At 72.8% G+C, this 15,808-nt stretch carries 16 protein-coding genes; 13 read left to right on the top strand and 3 right to left on the bottom strand.

Going from position 1 to position 15,808, the window contains the following annotated elements:
* Nucleotides 1-6 precede the first annotated feature (6 nt).
* The 5 genes from ACFF45_RS10495 to ACFF45_RS10475 all read left to right on the top strand — a co-directional run bounded on the left by ACFF45_RS10495 (nucleotide 7) and on the right by ACFF45_RS10475 (nucleotide 3,307).
* Complete coding sequence (locus tag ACFF45_RS10495; protein ID WP_381344996.1) at nucleotides 7-255, top strand: type B 50S ribosomal protein L31; 249 nt, start codon at nucleotides 7-9, stop codon at nucleotides 253-255.
* Nucleotides 256-258: 3 nt separating this feature from the next.
* On the top strand, nucleotides 259-1,509 hold the full coding sequence (locus ACFF45_RS10490) for a CobW family GTP-binding protein (RefSeq protein WP_381344994.1): 1,251 nt from the start codon (nucleotides 259-261) through the stop codon (nucleotides 1,507-1,509).
* A gap of 121 nt (nucleotides 1,510-1,630) precedes the next feature.
* Nucleotides 1,631-2,017: a VOC family protein gene (locus ACFF45_RS10485; protein ID WP_381344992.1), complete on the top strand. Its 387-nt coding sequence runs from the start codon at nucleotides 1,631-1,633 to the stop codon at nucleotides 2,015-2,017.
* 412 nt (nucleotides 2,018-2,429) lie between these two features.
* Nucleotides 2,430-2,861 (top strand): SRPBCC family protein, encoded by a 432-nt coding sequence (locus ACFF45_RS10480; RefSeq protein WP_381345161.1) that lies wholly within the window; start codon nucleotides 2,430-2,432, stop codon nucleotides 2,859-2,861.
* Nucleotides 2,862-3,007: 146 nt separating this feature from the next.
* Complete coding sequence (locus ACFF45_RS10475) at nucleotides 3,008-3,307, top strand: DUF397 domain-containing protein (RefSeq protein WP_381344989.1); 300 nt, start codon at nucleotides 3,008-3,010, stop codon at nucleotides 3,305-3,307.
* Nucleotides 3,308-3,401: 94 nt separating this feature from the next.
* On the opposite strand, the gene ACFF45_RS10470 is transcribed toward ACFF45_RS10475, so the two are convergent.
* The gene (locus ACFF45_RS10470; RefSeq protein ID WP_381344986.1) at nucleotides 3,402-3,908 is read right to left on the bottom strand and encodes an ATP-binding protein; all 507 of its coding nucleotides are present in this window, start codon (nucleotides 3,906-3,908) and stop codon (nucleotides 3,402-3,404) included.
* A gap of 353 nt (nucleotides 3,909-4,261) precedes the next feature.
* Between ACFF45_RS10470 and ACFF45_RS10465 the strand changes: the two genes are divergently transcribed.
* From ACFF45_RS10465 to ACFF45_RS10445, 5 genes are all read left to right on the top strand, one after another.
* A complete protein-coding gene (locus ACFF45_RS10465; RefSeq protein WP_512701185.1) occupies nucleotides 4,262-5,098 on the top strand; it encodes a Sco1979 family transcriptional regulator in 837 nt (278 codons plus the stop codon).
* Between the two features lie 92 nt (nucleotides 5,099-5,190).
* Nucleotides 5,191-6,651, top strand: coding sequence for an aldehyde dehydrogenase family protein (locus ACFF45_RS10460; RefSeq protein WP_381344983.1), 1,461 nt, complete (start codon nucleotides 5,191-5,193; stop codon nucleotides 6,649-6,651).
* Between the two features lie 83 nt (nucleotides 6,652-6,734).
* Nucleotides 6,735-7,376, top strand: a complete 642-nt coding sequence (locus ACFF45_RS10455; protein ID WP_381344980.1) for a PadR family transcriptional regulator — start codon at nucleotides 6,735-6,737, stop codon at nucleotides 7,374-7,376.
* Nucleotides 7,377-7,475: 99 nt separating this feature from the next.
* Nucleotides 7,476-8,237: a MerR family transcriptional regulator gene (locus tag ACFF45_RS10450; RefSeq protein ID WP_381344978.1), complete on the top strand. Its 762-nt coding sequence runs from the start codon at nucleotides 7,476-7,478 to the stop codon at nucleotides 8,235-8,237.
* A 204-nt stretch (nucleotides 8,238-8,441) separates the two neighbouring features.
* Nucleotides 8,442-9,386, top strand: a complete 945-nt coding sequence (locus tag ACFF45_RS10445) for a DedA family protein (RefSeq protein WP_381344976.1) — start codon at nucleotides 8,442-8,444, stop codon at nucleotides 9,384-9,386.
* 39 nt (nucleotides 9,387-9,425) lie between these two features.
* Here the strand turns inward: ACFF45_RS10445 and ACFF45_RS10440 are convergent, their stop codons facing one another.
* Nucleotides 9,426-11,096 carry a threonine/serine exporter family protein gene (locus ACFF45_RS10440; RefSeq protein WP_381344973.1) on the bottom strand — a complete coding sequence of 557 codons (1,671 nt, stop codon included), beginning with the start codon at nucleotides 11,094-11,096 and terminating at the stop codon, nucleotides 9,426-9,428.
* 109 nt (nucleotides 11,097-11,205) lie between these two features.
* The gene (locus tag ACFF45_RS10435) at nucleotides 11,206-11,697 is read right to left on the bottom strand and encodes an inorganic diphosphatase (protein WP_381344971.1); all 492 of its coding nucleotides are present in this window, start codon (nucleotides 11,695-11,697) and stop codon (nucleotides 11,206-11,208) included.
* Between the two features lie 79 nt (nucleotides 11,698-11,776).
* On the opposite strand from ACFF45_RS10435, the gene dacB reads away from it, so the two are divergent.
* The 3 genes from dacB to tilS all read left to right on the top strand — a co-directional run bounded on the left by dacB (nucleotide 11,777) and on the right by tilS (nucleotide 15,802).
* Nucleotides 11,777-13,351 carry a D-alanyl-D-alanine carboxypeptidase/D-alanyl-D-alanine endopeptidase gene (gene dacB / locus ACFF45_RS10430; protein ID WP_381344968.1) on the top strand — a complete coding sequence of 525 codons (1,575 nt, stop codon included), beginning with the start codon at nucleotides 11,777-11,779 and terminating at the stop codon, nucleotides 13,349-13,351.
* Nucleotides 13,352-13,433: 82 nt separating this feature from the next.
* On the top strand, nucleotides 13,434-14,561 hold the full coding sequence (locus tag ACFF45_RS10425; RefSeq protein WP_381344965.1) for an Rv3626c family coenzyme F420 biosynthesis-associated protein: 1,128 nt from the start codon (nucleotides 13,434-13,436) through the stop codon (nucleotides 14,559-14,561).
* Between the two features lie 194 nt (nucleotides 14,562-14,755).
* Complete coding sequence (tilS, locus tag ACFF45_RS10420; RefSeq protein WP_381344963.1) at nucleotides 14,756-15,802, top strand: tRNA lysidine(34) synthetase TilS; 1,047 nt, start codon at nucleotides 14,756-14,758, stop codon at nucleotides 15,800-15,802.
* Nucleotides 15,803-15,808 lie beyond the last annotated feature (6 nt).

Below are 15,808 nucleotides of genomic sequence, written 5' to 3'. Positions count from 1 at the left end.
ACCGCCATGCGCAAGGGAATCCACCCGGACTACGGCCCCGTCGTCTTCCGTGACCGTGCCGCCGGCCACGCCTTCCTCACCCGTTCCACCCTGACCGGCGAGAAGACCGTCGAGTGGGCGGACGGACACACCTATCCGGTGGTCGACGTGGAGATCTCCGACGTCAGCCACCCCTTCTGCACCGGCACCGCCCGCGTCCTGGACACCGCCGGACGCGTCGAGCGCTTCGAACGCTGGTACCGGAAGCGGGGCTAGTCGATGTCCGAGCTCTCCGTCGTGATCGTCGGCGGGCTGCACGCCGACGCCCGCAGGGCCACCGTCGAGCGGCTGCTCGCCGACGTGCCCGGCAGTGTCGTGCTCCACCACGACCTGGCCACGGCCGCGGCCGGCACGGTCGTGCGGACCGTCCGCGACGCCGGCGGCCTCCGGGACGCCGGCGAGACACCCCTCGTCAACGACTGCGCGTGCTGTGCGCTGCGCGCGGACCTGGTGCCCGAGCTGCGGCGGCTCGCGGACGCCGGCGGCACCCCGCTCGCGGTCGTCGAGCTGTGGGACTCCGTCGAGCCGAAGGCGATGGCCGAGGTGGTGGCGTCCGGCGGACTCACGGTCACCGGCGTGATCACCGCCGTCGACCCCGCGCTGCTGCTGCCGTACCTCGGCAACGGCGACGACCTCGCCGAGGGCGGTCTCGCCGCGGCCGCCACCGACCGGCGCACCGTCGCCGACACCTTCGCCCGGCAGCTGGAGTACGCCCCCGTCCTCGCCGTCCTTGACTCCCCGGAGGCCGACGAGGAGGACCGCGAGCTGCTGGCCCAGCTGCATCCCACGGCCCGTCAGGTCTTCCTCGCACACCGCGGTCCGGCGGGCGAGGCGGGTGCGGCCGGCGGAGCCGGTGCGACGGGCGAGGCCGGCGCGACCCGCGCCCGGTCGGTGGGCGCGGTCCCGGGCGCGCGGGGCGTGCCCGGCGCGCACTCCGCCCTCGCTCACGCCGCCCTGGCCGGCTTCGACGTGGAGGCCGCCGCGGCGGCCCAGCACCCGGCCTGCGCCCTGCTGCCCACCGAGGCCGACGCGCACGGGGTCTCCACCCTCGTCTGGCACCGGCGCCGCCCCTTCCACCCGGAGCGGCTCCACCGGGCGCTGGAGGACCTGACCTGCGCCGCCGCGCGCAGCCGGGGCCGGTTCTGGCTCGCCGACCGGCCGGACACCCTGCTGCACTGGGACGCCGCCGGGGGCGCCCTGTGCGTGGAGAGCGCGGGCCCGTGGCTGGCCTCGCTGCCCGACGCCGCCTGGGACATGGTGCCGCCGGTGCGGCGGGCCGCCGCCGCGCTGGACTGGCACCCGGAGCACGGCGACCGCTGCCAGCACCTGGTCTTCACGTCCCCCGGCCTCGACCGCGAGACGCTCGCCGACGTGCTGGAGTCCTGCCTGCTCACCGACGCGGAGTACGCCGCCGGGCGGGCCGCCTGGGAGCGGCTGCCGCCCGCCTTCGACACCTTCCTGGAGGTCTGACCCGCGCGTCGCCGTACCTCGGTCGACCTCGGTCGCCACAACGACGTGCCTGGTCGAAGGACATGGGTGGGCGTTTCCCTACGTTCGGCGCGTAGGAAAACGCCTACCCGGTGCGGGCGCCATGAGCATCCCCTCGCACCGCACGCACGCCTCGTTCGCCGCCCTCCCCGTCGCCGACCAGGACCGCGCCCAGCGCTTCTGCACGGAGGTGCTCGGCTTCGAGGGCACCGCCGGCCTGGAGACGCCGCCATGCCGCCGGCTCCGGGCGGCCCCGCGCGGCGCGCAGACCGCCTTCACGCTCTCCGGTCCCGGCACGGGCGGTTTCCGGCCCGGTTCCGCCCGGGGGATCATGTTGGCCACGGCCGATGCGGACGCCGACCGCGCACGGCCGGCCGCGGCGGGCGTCCAGGTGGACGGCCCGGACGACCACCCGCGGGGGCGGCCGGCCGCCTTCCGGGACCCGGACGGCAACGGTCCGATGCTGCTGACGGAGAAGGAAGGCCTCTGACGACGCCATGAGCACCACCGGGGCCGGGACGGGTGCCGCCGACACCGCCGGCCGTGTTCTCGCCGCGCTCGCCAACGCCACCCGCCGCGAGGTGCCGCGGCTGCTGCGCGACGGCGGGCCGCAGCCCGTCCAGGCCCCGGCCGGCCACTTCGCCATGCGCCGGCCCAGCCTCTTTGAGCATCTGAGGGTGCTCCGGGACGCCGGGGCTGGTCTCCGAGCGGCGTGCCGGTCGGCAGCGCATCCGCCGTCCGCAGGCGGCTCCGCCCGCCGACGTACGGGAGCGGCTCCATTCGTACGAGCGCTTCCGGCGCGCACGGCTGACGGGCCTCGGTGATCTGCTGGACCGCATCCCCGACGATGGACCGACACGAGCACCCCGCCCCACGCCGCAGGCGATGACGACCTCACGGCCATCCGTGTCGAGCGGTTCTCCCCGCACCCGCCCGCCCGTCTCCGGCGGGCGCTGACCGGCCCCGAGCTGCCGGCGCCGTGGCAGACTCCGGGTTCACGGGACTTCCGGCCGGAGGTCGGCCACCGCTGCCGGACGACGTCCGTGCCCCGGCCGGACACCGGCTTCTCCGGCGTCGTGGTGGTGAGCGTGCTCGCCCTGGAGGCCGAGCGGATGCCGCGCGTCCGGTGGGCGGACGCCGATCCGGCCCACCCCGCCGACCGGACCATTGCGTGGACGCTGGAACAGGAAGGGCGCGGAACGCGTCTGTTCCTGGTGCACGAAGGATTCGATCCGGACGATCCGGCGCAGTCGATGGCGTGGAAGATCATGGACGGGGGATGGCGGTCGCATGTCATGCGATCCCTGGGGCAGACGCAGGAACGTTTCTCGTAAAGCGTCCGTCAAAGCTGTAACCACAGGAACACCCCCCGTGCACGTGCATCTGCCCATGCATCTGCACATGAACAGAGCTATGATCCGCCTCAGTTGACCATTGCATCTATGGCCACACCAGCCAGTGCACCACCGGGGAGCGACCTGTGGATCACGACGTGTACGACGGTGACGTGTACGACGGTGACGTGCGCCATGGCGCCGGTGCGCCCGGCGTGCACAACGGCATGGCCGCCACGAAGCTGCGCGGGGTGGCCTGGCAGAAGAGCCGGCACAGCAACTCGCAGGGATCCTGCGTGGAGTTCGCGCGGCTGCCGGGCGGCAGAGTGGCGGTGCGCAACTCGAACTTCCCGGACGGGCCGGCCCTCGTCTACACGCGTGCGGAGATCGAGGCGATGCTCCTGGGTGTGAAGGACGGCGAGTTCGACCACCTGATAGCGGGCTGAGCGCGCGCGGCACCGTACCGGCGGTGCGGGACCGCTCCGGAGGGACCGGCCGTGACGCGCGTAGCGCCCCGGCACCCCAAGGTGCCGGGGCGGGTCACCCCTCGGGCCGCAACCGGACGTCCGAGGGGAGCCGGAACATCGCCCAGACGACCTTGCCGCTCAGCGTGCCGGCCAGCGGATGCCAGCCCCAGCTGTCGCAGAAGGAGTCGACGAGGAACAGCCCGCGTCCGGACTCCGCCGAGAAGTCGTCGGCCTCGCGCGCGACCGGACTGTCGTTGCTGGGGTCGCGCACCGCGCACACCAGCCGCTCGGTCCAGCGCATCAGGTGCAGCCGCACCTGCGGCGGCTCGTGCTCGCCGCCCCGGGCCGGGCGCGGGGCGACGGCCGGCAGGGCGTGCCGCAGGGCGTTGGTGACCAGCTCGGAGACCACCAGGCAGACATCGTCGAAACGGTGCCCCGCGTCCCACTGGTCGAGTGTTCTGCGAGTGAACTGGCGTGCCTCGCGCACCGCTTCGTAGCGGGCGGGCAGGGCGCAGGAGGCGGCGTTGGACACGGCCGTGGGATCCAGCGGCGGAAGGCCCTGCCGTAAAGGCTCGAGCATGGTCGATCCATTCGTCCCCATGCGAGGCACTCCCCCGGGAGTTCGCGGTCGTTGCGATGCAGCGGTGGCGCGGGACCATGGTTTCGGATGCGTACAGCAGATGCAAGGGCAGATGCACGTGCACGCGACCGAATTGGACGTTCGCGTACCACTTGTGGGTCATTTTTTCCGCCATCTTCACGCCGCGCACTTGCCTTCTCCTTGTGCCGGACCCCTTTGCCCCTGCTTCGGACGCGTGGCTTCTTCCCGTCTGTGTAATCGGACGAGTACAGCTCGGAGTGTTTTAGTGGCAGACTGCGGGCCCTGAAGACGGTTGGGGAGGCTGGAACGTGAGCGCGGGAGAGCCCGGATCGGTGGTGCGGCGCATGCTGCTCGGCTCGCAACTCAGGCGACTGCGAGAGGCGCGCGGCATCACGCGCGAGGCGGCGGGATACCACATCCGCGCCTCCGAGTCGAAGATCAGCCGGATGGAGCTGGGCCGGGTGAGCTTCAAGACGAGGGACGTCGAGGACCTGCTGACGCTGTACGGGATCGTGGACGAGACGGAGCGGACGTCACTGGTGTCGCTGGCCAGAGAGGCCAACGTCGCGGGCTGGTGGCACAGTTACTCGGACGTCCTGCCCAGCTGGTTCCCGACCTATGTGGGCCTGGAGGGCGCGGCGTCCCTGATCCGGGTGTACGAGGTGCAGTTCGTGCACGGACTGCTGCAGACCGAGGCGTACGCGCGTGCCGTCGTCCGGCGCGGCATGAAGGGCGCGAGCGACGCCGACGTGGAGAAGCGCGTGGCGCTGCGGCTGGAGCGGCAGAAACACCTGGTCTCCGAGAACGCCCCGGACTTCCACATCGTCCTCGACGAGGCCGCCCTGCGCCGCCCCTACGGCGACCGCGAGGTGATGCGCGGCCAGCTCCAGCACCTGATCGACTTCTCGGAGCGGCCCAACGTCCGGCTCCAGATCATGCCGTTCAGCTTCGGCGGCCACTCCGGCGAGTCCGGTGCCTTCACCATCCTCAGCTTCCCGGAGTCCGACCTGTCGGACGTGGTCTACCTGGAGCAGCTCACCAGCGCGCTCTACCTGGACAAGGCGGAGGACGTCGCCCAGTACGAGAAGGCGCTGGAGGAGCTCCAGCGGGACAGCCCGGGGCCGGCCGAGAGCCGGGACCTGCTGCGCGGGCTGCTCCAGCTCTCCTGAGGGCTTGCCGCGGAGTGACCCCAACTCCCTTGTCGCGCCAGTACGATGACGCCTGATCAGGCACTGCCGTACCGCGGGGATCGAGGGGTCACATGTCGTCCTACTTCACCGACCTGGCTCAGCAGTACATCGACGGCGAGTGGCGCCCGGGCACCGGTTCCTGGGACATCATCGACGTCAACCCCTACGACGGTGAGAAGCTGGCCTCGATCACCATAGCCACGGTCGACGAGATAGATCAGGCCTACCGCGCCGCCGCCCGCGCCCAGCGGGACTGGTCCGCGGCCGGGCCGCACGCCCGCCGCGCCGTCCTGGAGAAGATGCTGCGGCTGGTCGAGGACCGGGAGACGGAGCTCACCGAGGCGATCATCGCCGAACTGGGCGGCACGCGCGTGAAGGCCGCCTTCGAACTGCACCTCGCCAAGGAGTTCCTGCGTGAGGCCGTGAGCCTCACGACGCGCGCCGAGCACCGCCTGATCCCCTCCCCGGACCCCGGCAAGGAGAACCGGCTCTACCGCGTCCCGGTCGGCGTCGTCGGCGTGATCAGCCCGTTCAACTTCCCCTTCCTGCTGTCCCTGAAGTCGGTCGCCCCCGCCCTCGCCCTGGGCAACGCCGTCGTCCTCAAGCCCCACCAGGACACCCCCGTCGTCGGCGGCACCGTCATCGCCGGGCTCTTCGAGGAGGCGGGACTGCCCGCCGGGGTGCTCAACGTCGTCGTCACCGACGTCGCGGAGATCAACGACGCCTTCCTGGAGCACCCGGTGCCCAGGGTCATCTCCTTCACCGGCTCCGACCGGGTGGGCCGCCACGTCGCCACCGTCTGCGCGCGGCACTTCAAGCGGGTGATCCTCGAACTCGGCGGCAACAGCGCGCTGGTGGTCCTGGACGACGCCGACCTCGACTACGCCGTCGACGCGGCCGTCTTCAGCCGGTACGTGCACCAGGGCCAGGTCTGCATGGCCGCCAACCGCATCCTGGTCGACCGCTCCGTCGCCGACGCCTTCACCGAGAGGTTCGTCGCGAGAGCGAGGGGCCTCAAGGCCGGTGACCCGGGCGACCGGGAGACGGTCATCGGCCCGCTGATCAACTCCTCGCAGTCCGAGGCGATCACGTCCCTGGTCGAGCAGGCCGTCGCCGAGGGCGCCACCGCGCTGCTGCGCGGCGCGACGCGCGGCAACGTGGTCGAGCCGACGGTCCTGACCGACGTACCGGCCGGGTCCGGACTGCTCCGCCAGGAGATCTTCGGCCCGGTCGCCCTCCTCGTCCCCTTCGACGGCGAGGAGGAGGCGGTGCGGCTGGTCAACGACACCCCCTTCGGCCTGAGCGGTGCCGTGCACACCGCCGACGTCGAACGCGGCGTCCGCTTCGCCCAGCGCATCGACACCGGCATGTTCCACGTGAACGACGGCACCGTGCACGACGAGCCGCTCGTCCCGTTCGGCGGCGAGAAGGACTCCGGTCTGGGGCGCCTGAACGGCGAGACCACCCTGGAGGCGTTCACCACGCTCAAGTGGATCTCGGTCCAGCACGGACGCAGCGCGTTCCCCTTCTGACGCCCGCATGCCCCGGAACACCCGGACCGGACCGACCGGGGTGGAGCCCGGGCGCCCCGGCGCGGCGGCCTAACCTGGACCCCATGTCAGCGATCCGTCTCCTGGTGCTGGGCGCCGTCCGCCAGCACGGGCGGGCCCACGGCTACCAGGTGCGCAACGACCTGGAGTACTGGGGCGCGCACGAGTGGTCCAACGCCAAGCCCGGCTCGATCTACCACGCGCTCAAGCAGATGGCCAAGCAGGGCCTGCTGCACGCGCACGAGACCGCGCCGTCCACGGCGGGCGGCCCCCCGCGCACCGAGTACGAGATCACCGAGGCGGGCGACCGGGAGTACTTCGCGCTCCTGCGGGAGGCGCTGACCGCGTACGACCAGAAGGTCGACGTCAAGTCGGCGGCCATCGGCTTCATGGTCGACCTGCCCAGGGACGAGGCGGTCGCGCTGCTCCAGGAGCGCATCCGGCGCATCGAGGAGTGGCGCGGCACCGTCACCGACCACTACGTGCCCCAGGAGGGCCCCGAGCCGCTGGGCCACATCGGCGAGATCATGAACCTGTGGCTCCACACGGCCGACGCCGAGGCCGAGTGGGCCAGGGGCGTGATCGGCCGGATCGAGGGCGGCGCCTACACCTTCGCGGGCGAGGGCGAGCCGTTCGTCGGCGTGCTCGCCGAGGGCGAGGAGAACCCGTACGCCACGGGGGAGCGGCATCCCGAGGACGCCGCCTAGCCGGGGCCGGTCGTGCCCACGGCCTGTCCCGCCGATCGGGGCTTGCACCTGACGTGGCGTGAGGGCTCAGCGTGGAGGGCGACCGAGAAAGGAGCGGAAGTGAGCTACTCCGTGGGACAGGTCGCCGGGTACGCCGGGGTCACGGTGCGCACCCTGCACCACTACGACGCCATCGGCCTGCTCGTGCCCGGTGAGCGCAGCCACGCGGGCCACCGGCGCTACGGCGAGGCCGACCTCGACCGGTTGCAGCAGATCCTGTTCTACCGGGAGCTCGGCTTCCCGCTCGACGAGGTCGCCGCCCTGCTCGACGACCCGGACGCGGACCCGCGCGCGCACCTGCGCCGCCGGCACGAACTGCTGACCGCCCGGATCGAGAGGCTGACGAAGATGGCGGCGGCCGTGGAACAGGCCATGGAGGCACGCAGGATGGGGATCAATCTCACACCCGAGGAGCGGTTCGAGGTCTTCGGGGACAACGACCCGGAGCAGCACGCCGAGGAGGCGGAGGCCCGCTGGGGCGACACCGAGGCGTGGGCCGAGTCGCAGCGCCGCGCCGCGAACCACACCAAGGAGGACTGGCAGCGGATGCAGGCCGAGTCGGCCGACTGGGCCGAGCGCTACGGCGCCCTGATGGCCGACGGCGAGCCGCCCACCGGTGAGCGCGCCATGGACCTGGCCGAGGAGCACCGGCAGCAGATCAACGGCTGGTACTACGCGTGCGGCTACGAGATGCACCGGTGCCTGGGCGACATGTACGTCTCCGACGAGCGCTTCAAGGCGTACTACGACGCCCTGCGCCCCGGCCTCGCCGAGCACCTGAGGGACGCCATCTCCGCGAACGCGGCCCGGCACTCCTCCTGACGCCGTGCCGGCGTCCCGGCCCGGCGGCGGCGCCACCGGCGCCGGGCCCGGGCCGGGACGGCCGCGACCCCACAGCTTTGTCGTGGCCGGCTCACAGTGCATTCTGGAGGCACCGGTGGAACCTGGGGCGGACACGTTGCGTTGATAGCTTTGTCCGGCCGCATTGCACCGCCGTACTTCCCGAACCCTCAGGAGCCCGGAACCGTGACGACGCTTGCCCTCGGACCGAGCTGGCTGGATCCGAATTATCTGCTGGACAACTTCGGTATCTGGGGCCTGCTCCTCATCGTCTTCGCCGAATCGGGCCTGCTCATCGGCTTCTTCCTGCCGGGCGACTCGCTGCTGTTCACGGCCGGTCTGCTGATCGCCTCCCAGCAGCTGGACTTCCCGCTGTGGGCGGCCATCGGGCTGATCTGCGTCGCCGCGATCCTCGGCGACCAGGCGGGCTACATGTTCGGCAAGAAGGTCGGCCCGTCGCTCTTCACCCGCCCGGACTCCCGCCTGTTCAAGCAGGAGAACGTCACCAAGGCCCACGAGTTCTTCGAGAAGTACGGCCCGAAGTCCCTGGTCCTGGCCCGCTTCGTGCCCGTCGTGCGCACGTTCACGCCGATCATCGCCGGCGTCAGCGGCATGCGGTACCGCTCCTTCCTGATCTTCAACGTGCTCGGCGGCGTTCTGTGGGGCGCGGGCGTGACCATGCTCGGTGCCTGGCTGGGCAACATCGGCTTCGTCAAGGACAACATCGAGGCGATCCTGATCCTGATCGTCTTCGTCTCGGTCCTGCCGATCATCATCGAGTTCCTGCGGGCCCGCTCGAAGAACAAGAAGAACCCGCCCCAGCAGGCCTCCCGGCAGCCCCAGCCCCAGCCCCAGCACCACGCCCCGCACCAGCCCGTGATGGACGACGCCACGACCCAGCTCCGCCGCATCGAGCCGGACGACCGGCGCGACCAGGGCTACCAGCAGGGCCACGGCGACCAGGGGCACGGCCACCAGGGCTACGACGACCAGGCCTACGGCAACCAGGCCTACGGCAACCAGGGCTACCAGCAGCAGCCGTACGCCCCGCAGCACCCGCAGCAGCAGCAGCCGTACGCCCCGCAGCACCCGCAGCAGCAGTACCCGTACGACCCTTACCGGCAGAACTGAGGCGCTCCGGAGGGTGCGGGGGGCCGGGGGACGAGCCTCTCAGAACCCCCGCGTCCGCTTCGCGGCCCGCCGCCCCGCGGCGGCGCCGCCCGGCACCCGCAGGAACAGCCGGGAGATCTCCGACCCCAGATTGACCCCGATCGCGATGGCCATCGCCAGCGCCCCCGCCTTGCTCAGCGACCCGAGCCCCGGGTCCACCTCGTTCTGCGCGATCGACAGCAGCCCGAAGTAGGTCGCGGAACCCGGCAGCAGCGGCCCGATCGCGGCCGTCGTGTACGGCAGCGCGGACGCGTACCGGTACCGCGACAGCAACTGCCCGAACAGCCCCACCAGCCCCGCCGCCACCGCCGTGGAGGCCACCGGCGAGATGCCCCCGGCGTAGTGCATCGCCCCGTACACGCTCCACGCGACGCCCCCGTTGAGCGTCACCGCCAGCACGGTGGACCGTTCCTGCTGCAACAGCACCGCGAAGGTCAGCGACAGCAGCATGGACGCGGCGATCTGGAGCCAGGGCCGCTCGGCGATGTGCAGCGCCGCGTCGGGGTTGAGCTGGGCGCCGAGCTGGACGCCGAAGTACAGCACGACCAGCACGCCCGCGACGATGCCCACGAAGAAGTACATGACCTCCAGCAGCCGCGCCGCCGCGGTGATGTAGAAACCGGTCAGCCCGTCCTGCACGCCCGCCACCAGCGCCCGCCCGGGCAGCAGCGCGAACAGCCCACCGGTGATGACCGCGGACGCCTTCACGTCGACGTGCAGCAGAGTGAGCGCGACCCCCATCGCGGCCGGTGGCATCGCGGCCACCGTGAACTGGTAGAACTCCGGCAGCCCGCGCCCCGCGCACAGCCAGGCCAGCCGGTCGCCGAGCATCGCGCCCAGCGCGGCGGCCACGAAGACGACCAGGTCACCGCCGACCAGCACCGAGGCCGCGCCGGCGAGCAGCCCGCTCGCGGAGGTGAGCACCCAGGTGGGGTACGGGTGCCGGTTGCGGCGGATCTCCGCGAGGCGCCGGTAGGCCTCCTCCAGGGAGATGTGGGTCTCCGGGTCGCTGAGGTCGTCCACGAGCCGGAAGACGGCCGCCAGCCGGGTGTAGTCGGTGCCCCGGCGGCGCACCGTGCGGGCCGCCGAGACGGGGTCGTCGACGAGCGAGGGCTGGTACGAGATCGACAGCAGCGTGAAGGTGGCGTTCGGCTCGCAGCGGTCCAGTCCGTAGGAGCGGCAGACCGCGAACATCGCCGCCTCCACGTCCTCGGCGCCCTCACCGCCGGCCAGCAGCAGCTCGCCGATACGCAGGGTCAGGTCCAGCACGCGCGGGACGGCGGGACCGCCCTCGTCCTCGTTCTTCTGCACCGGCTCCAGCGCGGGCCGCTCGGCGACCGGCAGCCGCAGCATGGTGCGCATCCGGTCCTGCCAGGGCGCGTCCTTGACGAGCCGGACCGCGGGGACCCCGCCCGCGGGCGTGAACGCGGCCGGCGCGCTGCGCGAGCTGTAGGTCCTCGGCCGGCTGAACGCGGACCCCTCGGACTCGGCGGCGGGGGGCGCCGGGACGTCCAGCCCGTCCGGCACGGCGAACTCGGACGTCGTCTCCGGCTCGCTCCCCGTCCGGGGCACGTCCAGCCCCGCGGGGATCGCGAACTCTGAGGTGACCTCGGAGTCGAACATGGTCCTGGCCTCGTCCGACTGCGGCTTGCGGTCCTCCGTCTCCGTCACTTGCGACAGCACTCCCTGTACGACACACCCAACGGCCTCAGTATGCGCACAGACACGCGGACGGGCCGCACGCGCACGCGTGCGGCCCGCCTACCCGGAACACGGGGTCTCAGTGACCGCCCTGCTCCTGGAACCGCTTGTAGGACCGCTCGATCTCGGCCTCGGCCTCGGTCCGGCCCACCCAGTTGGCGCCCTCGACGGACTTGCCGGGCTCCAGGTCCTTGTAGACCTCGAAGAAGTGCTGGATCTCCAGCCGGTCGAACTCGGACACGTGGTGGATGTCGCGCAGGTGCTCCACCCTCGGGTCGTGGGCCGGCACGCACAGCAGCTTGTCGTCGCCGCCGGCCTCGTCGGTCATCCGGAACATGCCGATCGCCCGGCACTGGATGAGGCAGCCGGGGAACGTCGGCTCGTCCAGGATGACCAGCGCGTCCAGCGGGTCGCCGTCCTCGCCGAGGGTGTTCTCGACGAAGCCGTAGTCGGCCGGGTAGCTGGTCGACGTGAACAGGCGGCGGTCCAGGCGGATGCGTCCGGTCTCGTGGTCCACCTCGTACTTGTTGCGCGAACCCTTCGGGATCTCGATCGTGACGTCGAACTCCACCGGTGGCTCCTCCATGATCAGCACACAGTTCTGGTGGTTAAGTGTCCCTCACGCAGCTGTGTGATCGCGAAAGGGGCTGGTGGTCGTGGCCGAGCTGAGGCCTTGGCGGGCCGCGAGACCGCATGTGGCGCGGTTCGCGAACGCCGTACGTCCCCGTCTCGCCCGGGCTCGCGCGGCCACCGCCCCCCGGGTCACCCGGTGGGCGTCGGCCACGAAACCGCAGGTCACAAGGGTGGGGGTGAACCCGTGGCCGTACACCGCGGTCGCCGCCACCGCGGGCCTCGTGCTGGCCGCCGGTGTGGTGACGGCCGCGGGACCCTGGGACTCCTCCGGCCAGCGTACGGCGGAGCGGGACCGGGCCGCCGCCCAGGACGGCGCGGGTGGCGCAGATCACGGCGTCGGCCCGGGCCTGGCCGGCGCACCGCGGCCCGCGCCGAGCGCCGCCTCGGTCCTCACCGGCCTCGGCGGCGCCGGGAACGCGGTCCGGCCGGCGCCGGCCGGCCGGGACCTCGCCGGCGTGCTGGACCCGCTGCTGGCCGCCCCGGCGCTCGGCGACCGCCGGGGCGCCGTGGTCGTCGACCTGGCCACCGGCGAGCGCCTCTACGGCAGCGGGGCCGACAAGGCGCTCGTCCCCGCCTCCACCACGAAGATCGCCACCGCCGTCGCCGTCCTGTCCGCCCTGGGCGCCGACCACCGCCTCACCACCCGCACCGCCTACGACCCCGCCACCGGGAAGCTGGTGCTGGTCGGCGGCGGCGACCCCACCCTCACGGCCCGCGAGGACAGCGCGGGCCAGGCCGGTCTGCGCACCCTGGCCGCCCGCACCGCGGCCGCCCTGAAGGAGCGCGGCGTGCGCAAGGTGACGCCGGCGTACGACACCACCCTGTTCGCGGGGCCGGAACTTCACCCCATCGGGGTCAACGACAACATCGCCCCCGTCAGCGCCCTGATGGTGGACGAGGCCCGCACCGACGGCTCGACCAGCGGGCCCGCGCCGCGGGCGGCGGACCCGGCGGCGGACGCCACCCGGCAGTTCGCGCGGTTCCTGAACGGGCACGGCATCGGGACCACGGACCCCGCGCCGGGGAGGGCGACCGGGCGCGCGCGGACCCTCGCCTCGGTCCAGTCGCCGCCGCTGTCCGCCCTGGTCGAGCGGATGGTGACCGACAGCGACAACGACATCGCCGAGGCCCTGGCCCGCCACACCGCCCGCGCGGCCGGCGAACGCGCCGACTTCGGCGGGGCCGGCCGGGCGATCCGGGCCCAGCTGAAGAAGCTGGGCCTGCCGCTGAAGGGCGCCCGCTTCGAGGACGGCAGCGGTCTCGACCGCGACGGCCGGCTCACCGCGCACCTGCTGACCCGCCTGCTCCTGACGGCCGCCGACCCGGCCCGCCCCGAGCTGCGGCCCACCCTCACCGGCCTGCCGGTGGCCGGGTTCACGGGCACGCTGAGCGGCCGGTACGCCGACGGCGCGGCCGGCATCGTCCGGGCGAAGACCGGCACGCTCACGGGGGTGAACACGCTGGCCGGGACGGCGGTCACCCGCGACGGCCGGGTGCTGGGCTTCGCCTTCCTGGCGTCGGGGACGGCCGACGCCACGGCGGCCCGGGCGGCCCTGGACCGGGCGGCGACGGCCCTGACGGCGTCCCGCTGATCCGGCCGCCCGGGGCCGGGCCCGGCCGGGCCCCGGGCGCCACGCCCTGCCCGAAGCGGGACCGCTCACGTACCGTTGACGCATGACGAGCATCGGTGCTTCTTCCGGGATGGTCGACTGGAATCTCGCGGTGGCGACCGCGACCCGGCTCGTGCGGCCGGGCCCAGAAGTCAGCCGCGACGAGGCCCGGGCCGTCGTCGCGGAGCTTCGCCGGCACGCCAAGGCCTCCGAGGGGCACGTCCGGGGCTTCACCGGGCTGGGCACCGAGGAGACCCACGACACCCCGGTCCTCGTGGTCGACCGCCCCGGCTGGGTGCGGGCCAACGTCGCGGGCTTCCGCGAACTGCTCAAGCCCCTGCTCGGCAAGATGCAGGAGCGGCGCGGCAACAGCACCGGCGGGGCCGTCCTCGGCGCCGTCGGCGGCAAGGTCACCGGCGTGGAACTGGGCATGCTGCTGTCCTTCCTGGCCTCCCGCGTCCTCGGCCAGTACGAGACCTTCGCCCCCGCCACCCGCGACCTGCCGGCCGGCGAGAACGGCGGCGGCCGGCTGCTGCTCGTCGCCCCGAACATCGTGCACGTCGAGCGCGAACTCGACGTGGAGCCGCACGACTTCCGGCTGTGGGTGTGCCTGCACGAGGAGACCCACCGCACCCAGTTCTCCGCCGTGCCGTGGCTGCGGGACCACCTGGAGGGCGAGATCCAGGCATTCCTCGCCGAGACCGAGGTCGACCCGATGACCGTCCTGGAACGCGTCCGCGAGGCCGCCCAGAGCCTCGCCGGGGGGCGCCCCGAGGGCGAGGAGGACGACGGCGGCCGGTCCCTGGTGGAACTGGTGCAGACCCCGGCCCAGCGGGAGATCCTCGGCCGGCTCACCGCCGTGATGTCGCTGCTGGAGGGCCACGCCGACTTCGTGATGGACGGCGTCGGCCCCGACGTCGTGCGGACCGTGGGGGAGATCCGCGAGAAGTTCCAGCAGCGGCGCGCCAAGGGCGCCTCGCGCCTGGACCTCGCGCTGCGCAAGCTGCTCGGCCTGGACGCCAAGCTGCGGCAGTACCGCGACGGCGAACGCTTCGTGCGGGCCGTGGTCGAGGAGACGGGCATGGACGGCTTCAACCGCGTGTGGACCTCCCCGAACACCCTCCCCACCAAGTCGGAGATCGCCAAACCGGCGGACTGGATCGCGCGGGTGCATCGCAGGAGCGAGATGTGAACGTGGTGTGAGACGTCGCGCACCGGAACCGGTCGACGGCAGGCGAACGCCCCTCCAATCACCCGTCCGAGGGACCGTGAGCCATGGGTAGGCGTGCAATGCTCGGGGAACGGCCCGTTTCTGTCACCATCTACACACTCTGAGTGACCGAGCCTCGGGCTCCCCCCGAAAAACTTCATGAAGGGAACCGGACAATGGGTCCCCATCCTGCGGTCGCGGCGATACGCCTGGCGGTCCGCCGCGTCCTCCACGACATCCTCACCGAGCACACCTCCACCCCCGACACCCCCGGCACCGCCGACGCCCCCGGCCCCCGCGAGCGCCCCGCGTCGCCGCTCGTGCTCGTGGCCTGCTCCGGTGGTGCCGACTCCATGGCGCTGGCCTCCGCGCTCGCCTTCGAGGCCCCCAGACTCGGCATCCGCGCGGGCGGCGTCACTGTCGACCACGGCCTGCAACCCGGCTCCGACCTGCGCGCCGAGGAGGTCGTGCTGCGGCTGCGCGAGCTGGGCCTGGACCCGGTGGAGTCCGCCGCCGTGCGCGTCGGCCGGGGCCACGGCCCCGAAGCCGCCGCCCGGGACGCCCGCTACGCCGCCCTGGACGCCGCCGCCGTACGCCACGGGGCGGCCGCCGTCCTGCTCGGCCACACCCGCGACGACCAGGCCGAGACGGTGCTGCTGGGCCTCGCCCGCGGCTCCGGCATCCGCTCCCTGTCCGGCATGGCCGCGGTCTCGGGGGCCGGCGGCCGTTACCGGCGCCCCTTCCTCCAGCTCGACCGGCAGACCGCCCGCAAGGCGTGCATGGTGCAGTCCCTGCCGGTCTGGGACGACCCGCACAACGCGGATCCGGCGTACACCAGGTCGCGGCTGCGGCACGAGGGGCTGCCCGCGCTGGAGAAGGCCCTCGGCAAGGGCGTCGTCGAGGCGCTCGCCCGCACGGCCCAGCTCTCCCGGGACGACGCCGACGCCCTCGACACCTGGGCCGGCCGGGCCGAGGCCTCCGTCCGGGACGCCGCCGGTGGCCTGCAGTGCGCCAAGCTGTACGCCCTGCCGTCCGCGGTACGGCGCCGGATCCTGCGCCGGGCCGCCATCGCGGCGGGTGCCCCGGCCGGTTCGCTGTTCGCCCGGCACATCGAGGAAGTCGACCGCCTGATCACCGGCTGGCGCGGTCAGGGAGCCATCAACCTCCCCGGCAAAGTCGTCGCCCGGCGCCAGGGTGGCAGACTGGTGATTCGGCAAGGCTGAATCCGG

Origin of the sequence: Streptomyces cinereospinus, assembly GCF_042430725.1 — a bacterium.
GTDB classification, from domain to species: Bacteria; Actinomycetota; Actinomycetes; order Streptomycetales; family Streptomycetaceae; genus Streptomyces; species Streptomyces cinereospinus.
This window is presented reverse-complemented; position numbering and strand designations above follow the sequence as displayed.

Coding starts and splice junctions, on each gene's coding strand:
- ACFF45_RS10495 (WP_381344996.1), top strand. CDS start 7: ATGCGCAAGGGAATCCACCCGGACTACGGCCCCGTCGTCTTCCGTGAC.
- ACFF45_RS10490 (WP_381344994.1), top strand. CDS start 259: ATGTCCGAGCTCTCCGTCGTGATCGTCGGCGGGCTGCACGCCGACGCC.
- ACFF45_RS10485 (WP_381344992.1), top strand. CDS start 1,631: ATGAGCATCCCCTCGCACCGCACGCACGCCTCGTTCGCCGCCCTCCCC.
- ACFF45_RS10470 (WP_381344986.1), bottom strand. CDS start 3,908: ATGCTCGAGCCTTTACGGCAGGGCCTTCCGCCGCTGGATCCCACGGCC.
- ACFF45_RS10460 (WP_381344983.1), top strand. CDS start 5,191: ATGTCGTCCTACTTCACCGACCTGGCTCAGCAGTACATCGACGGCGAG.
- ACFF45_RS10455 (WP_381344980.1), top strand. CDS start 6,735: ATGTCAGCGATCCGTCTCCTGGTGCTGGGCGCCGTCCGCCAGCACGGG.
- ACFF45_RS10425 (WP_381344965.1), top strand. CDS start 13,434: ATGACGAGCATCGGTGCTTCTTCCGGGATGGTCGACTGGAATCTCGCG.
- tilS (WP_381344963.1), top strand. CDS start 14,756: ATGGGTCCCCATCCTGCGGTCGCGGCGATACGCCTGGCGGTCCGCCGC.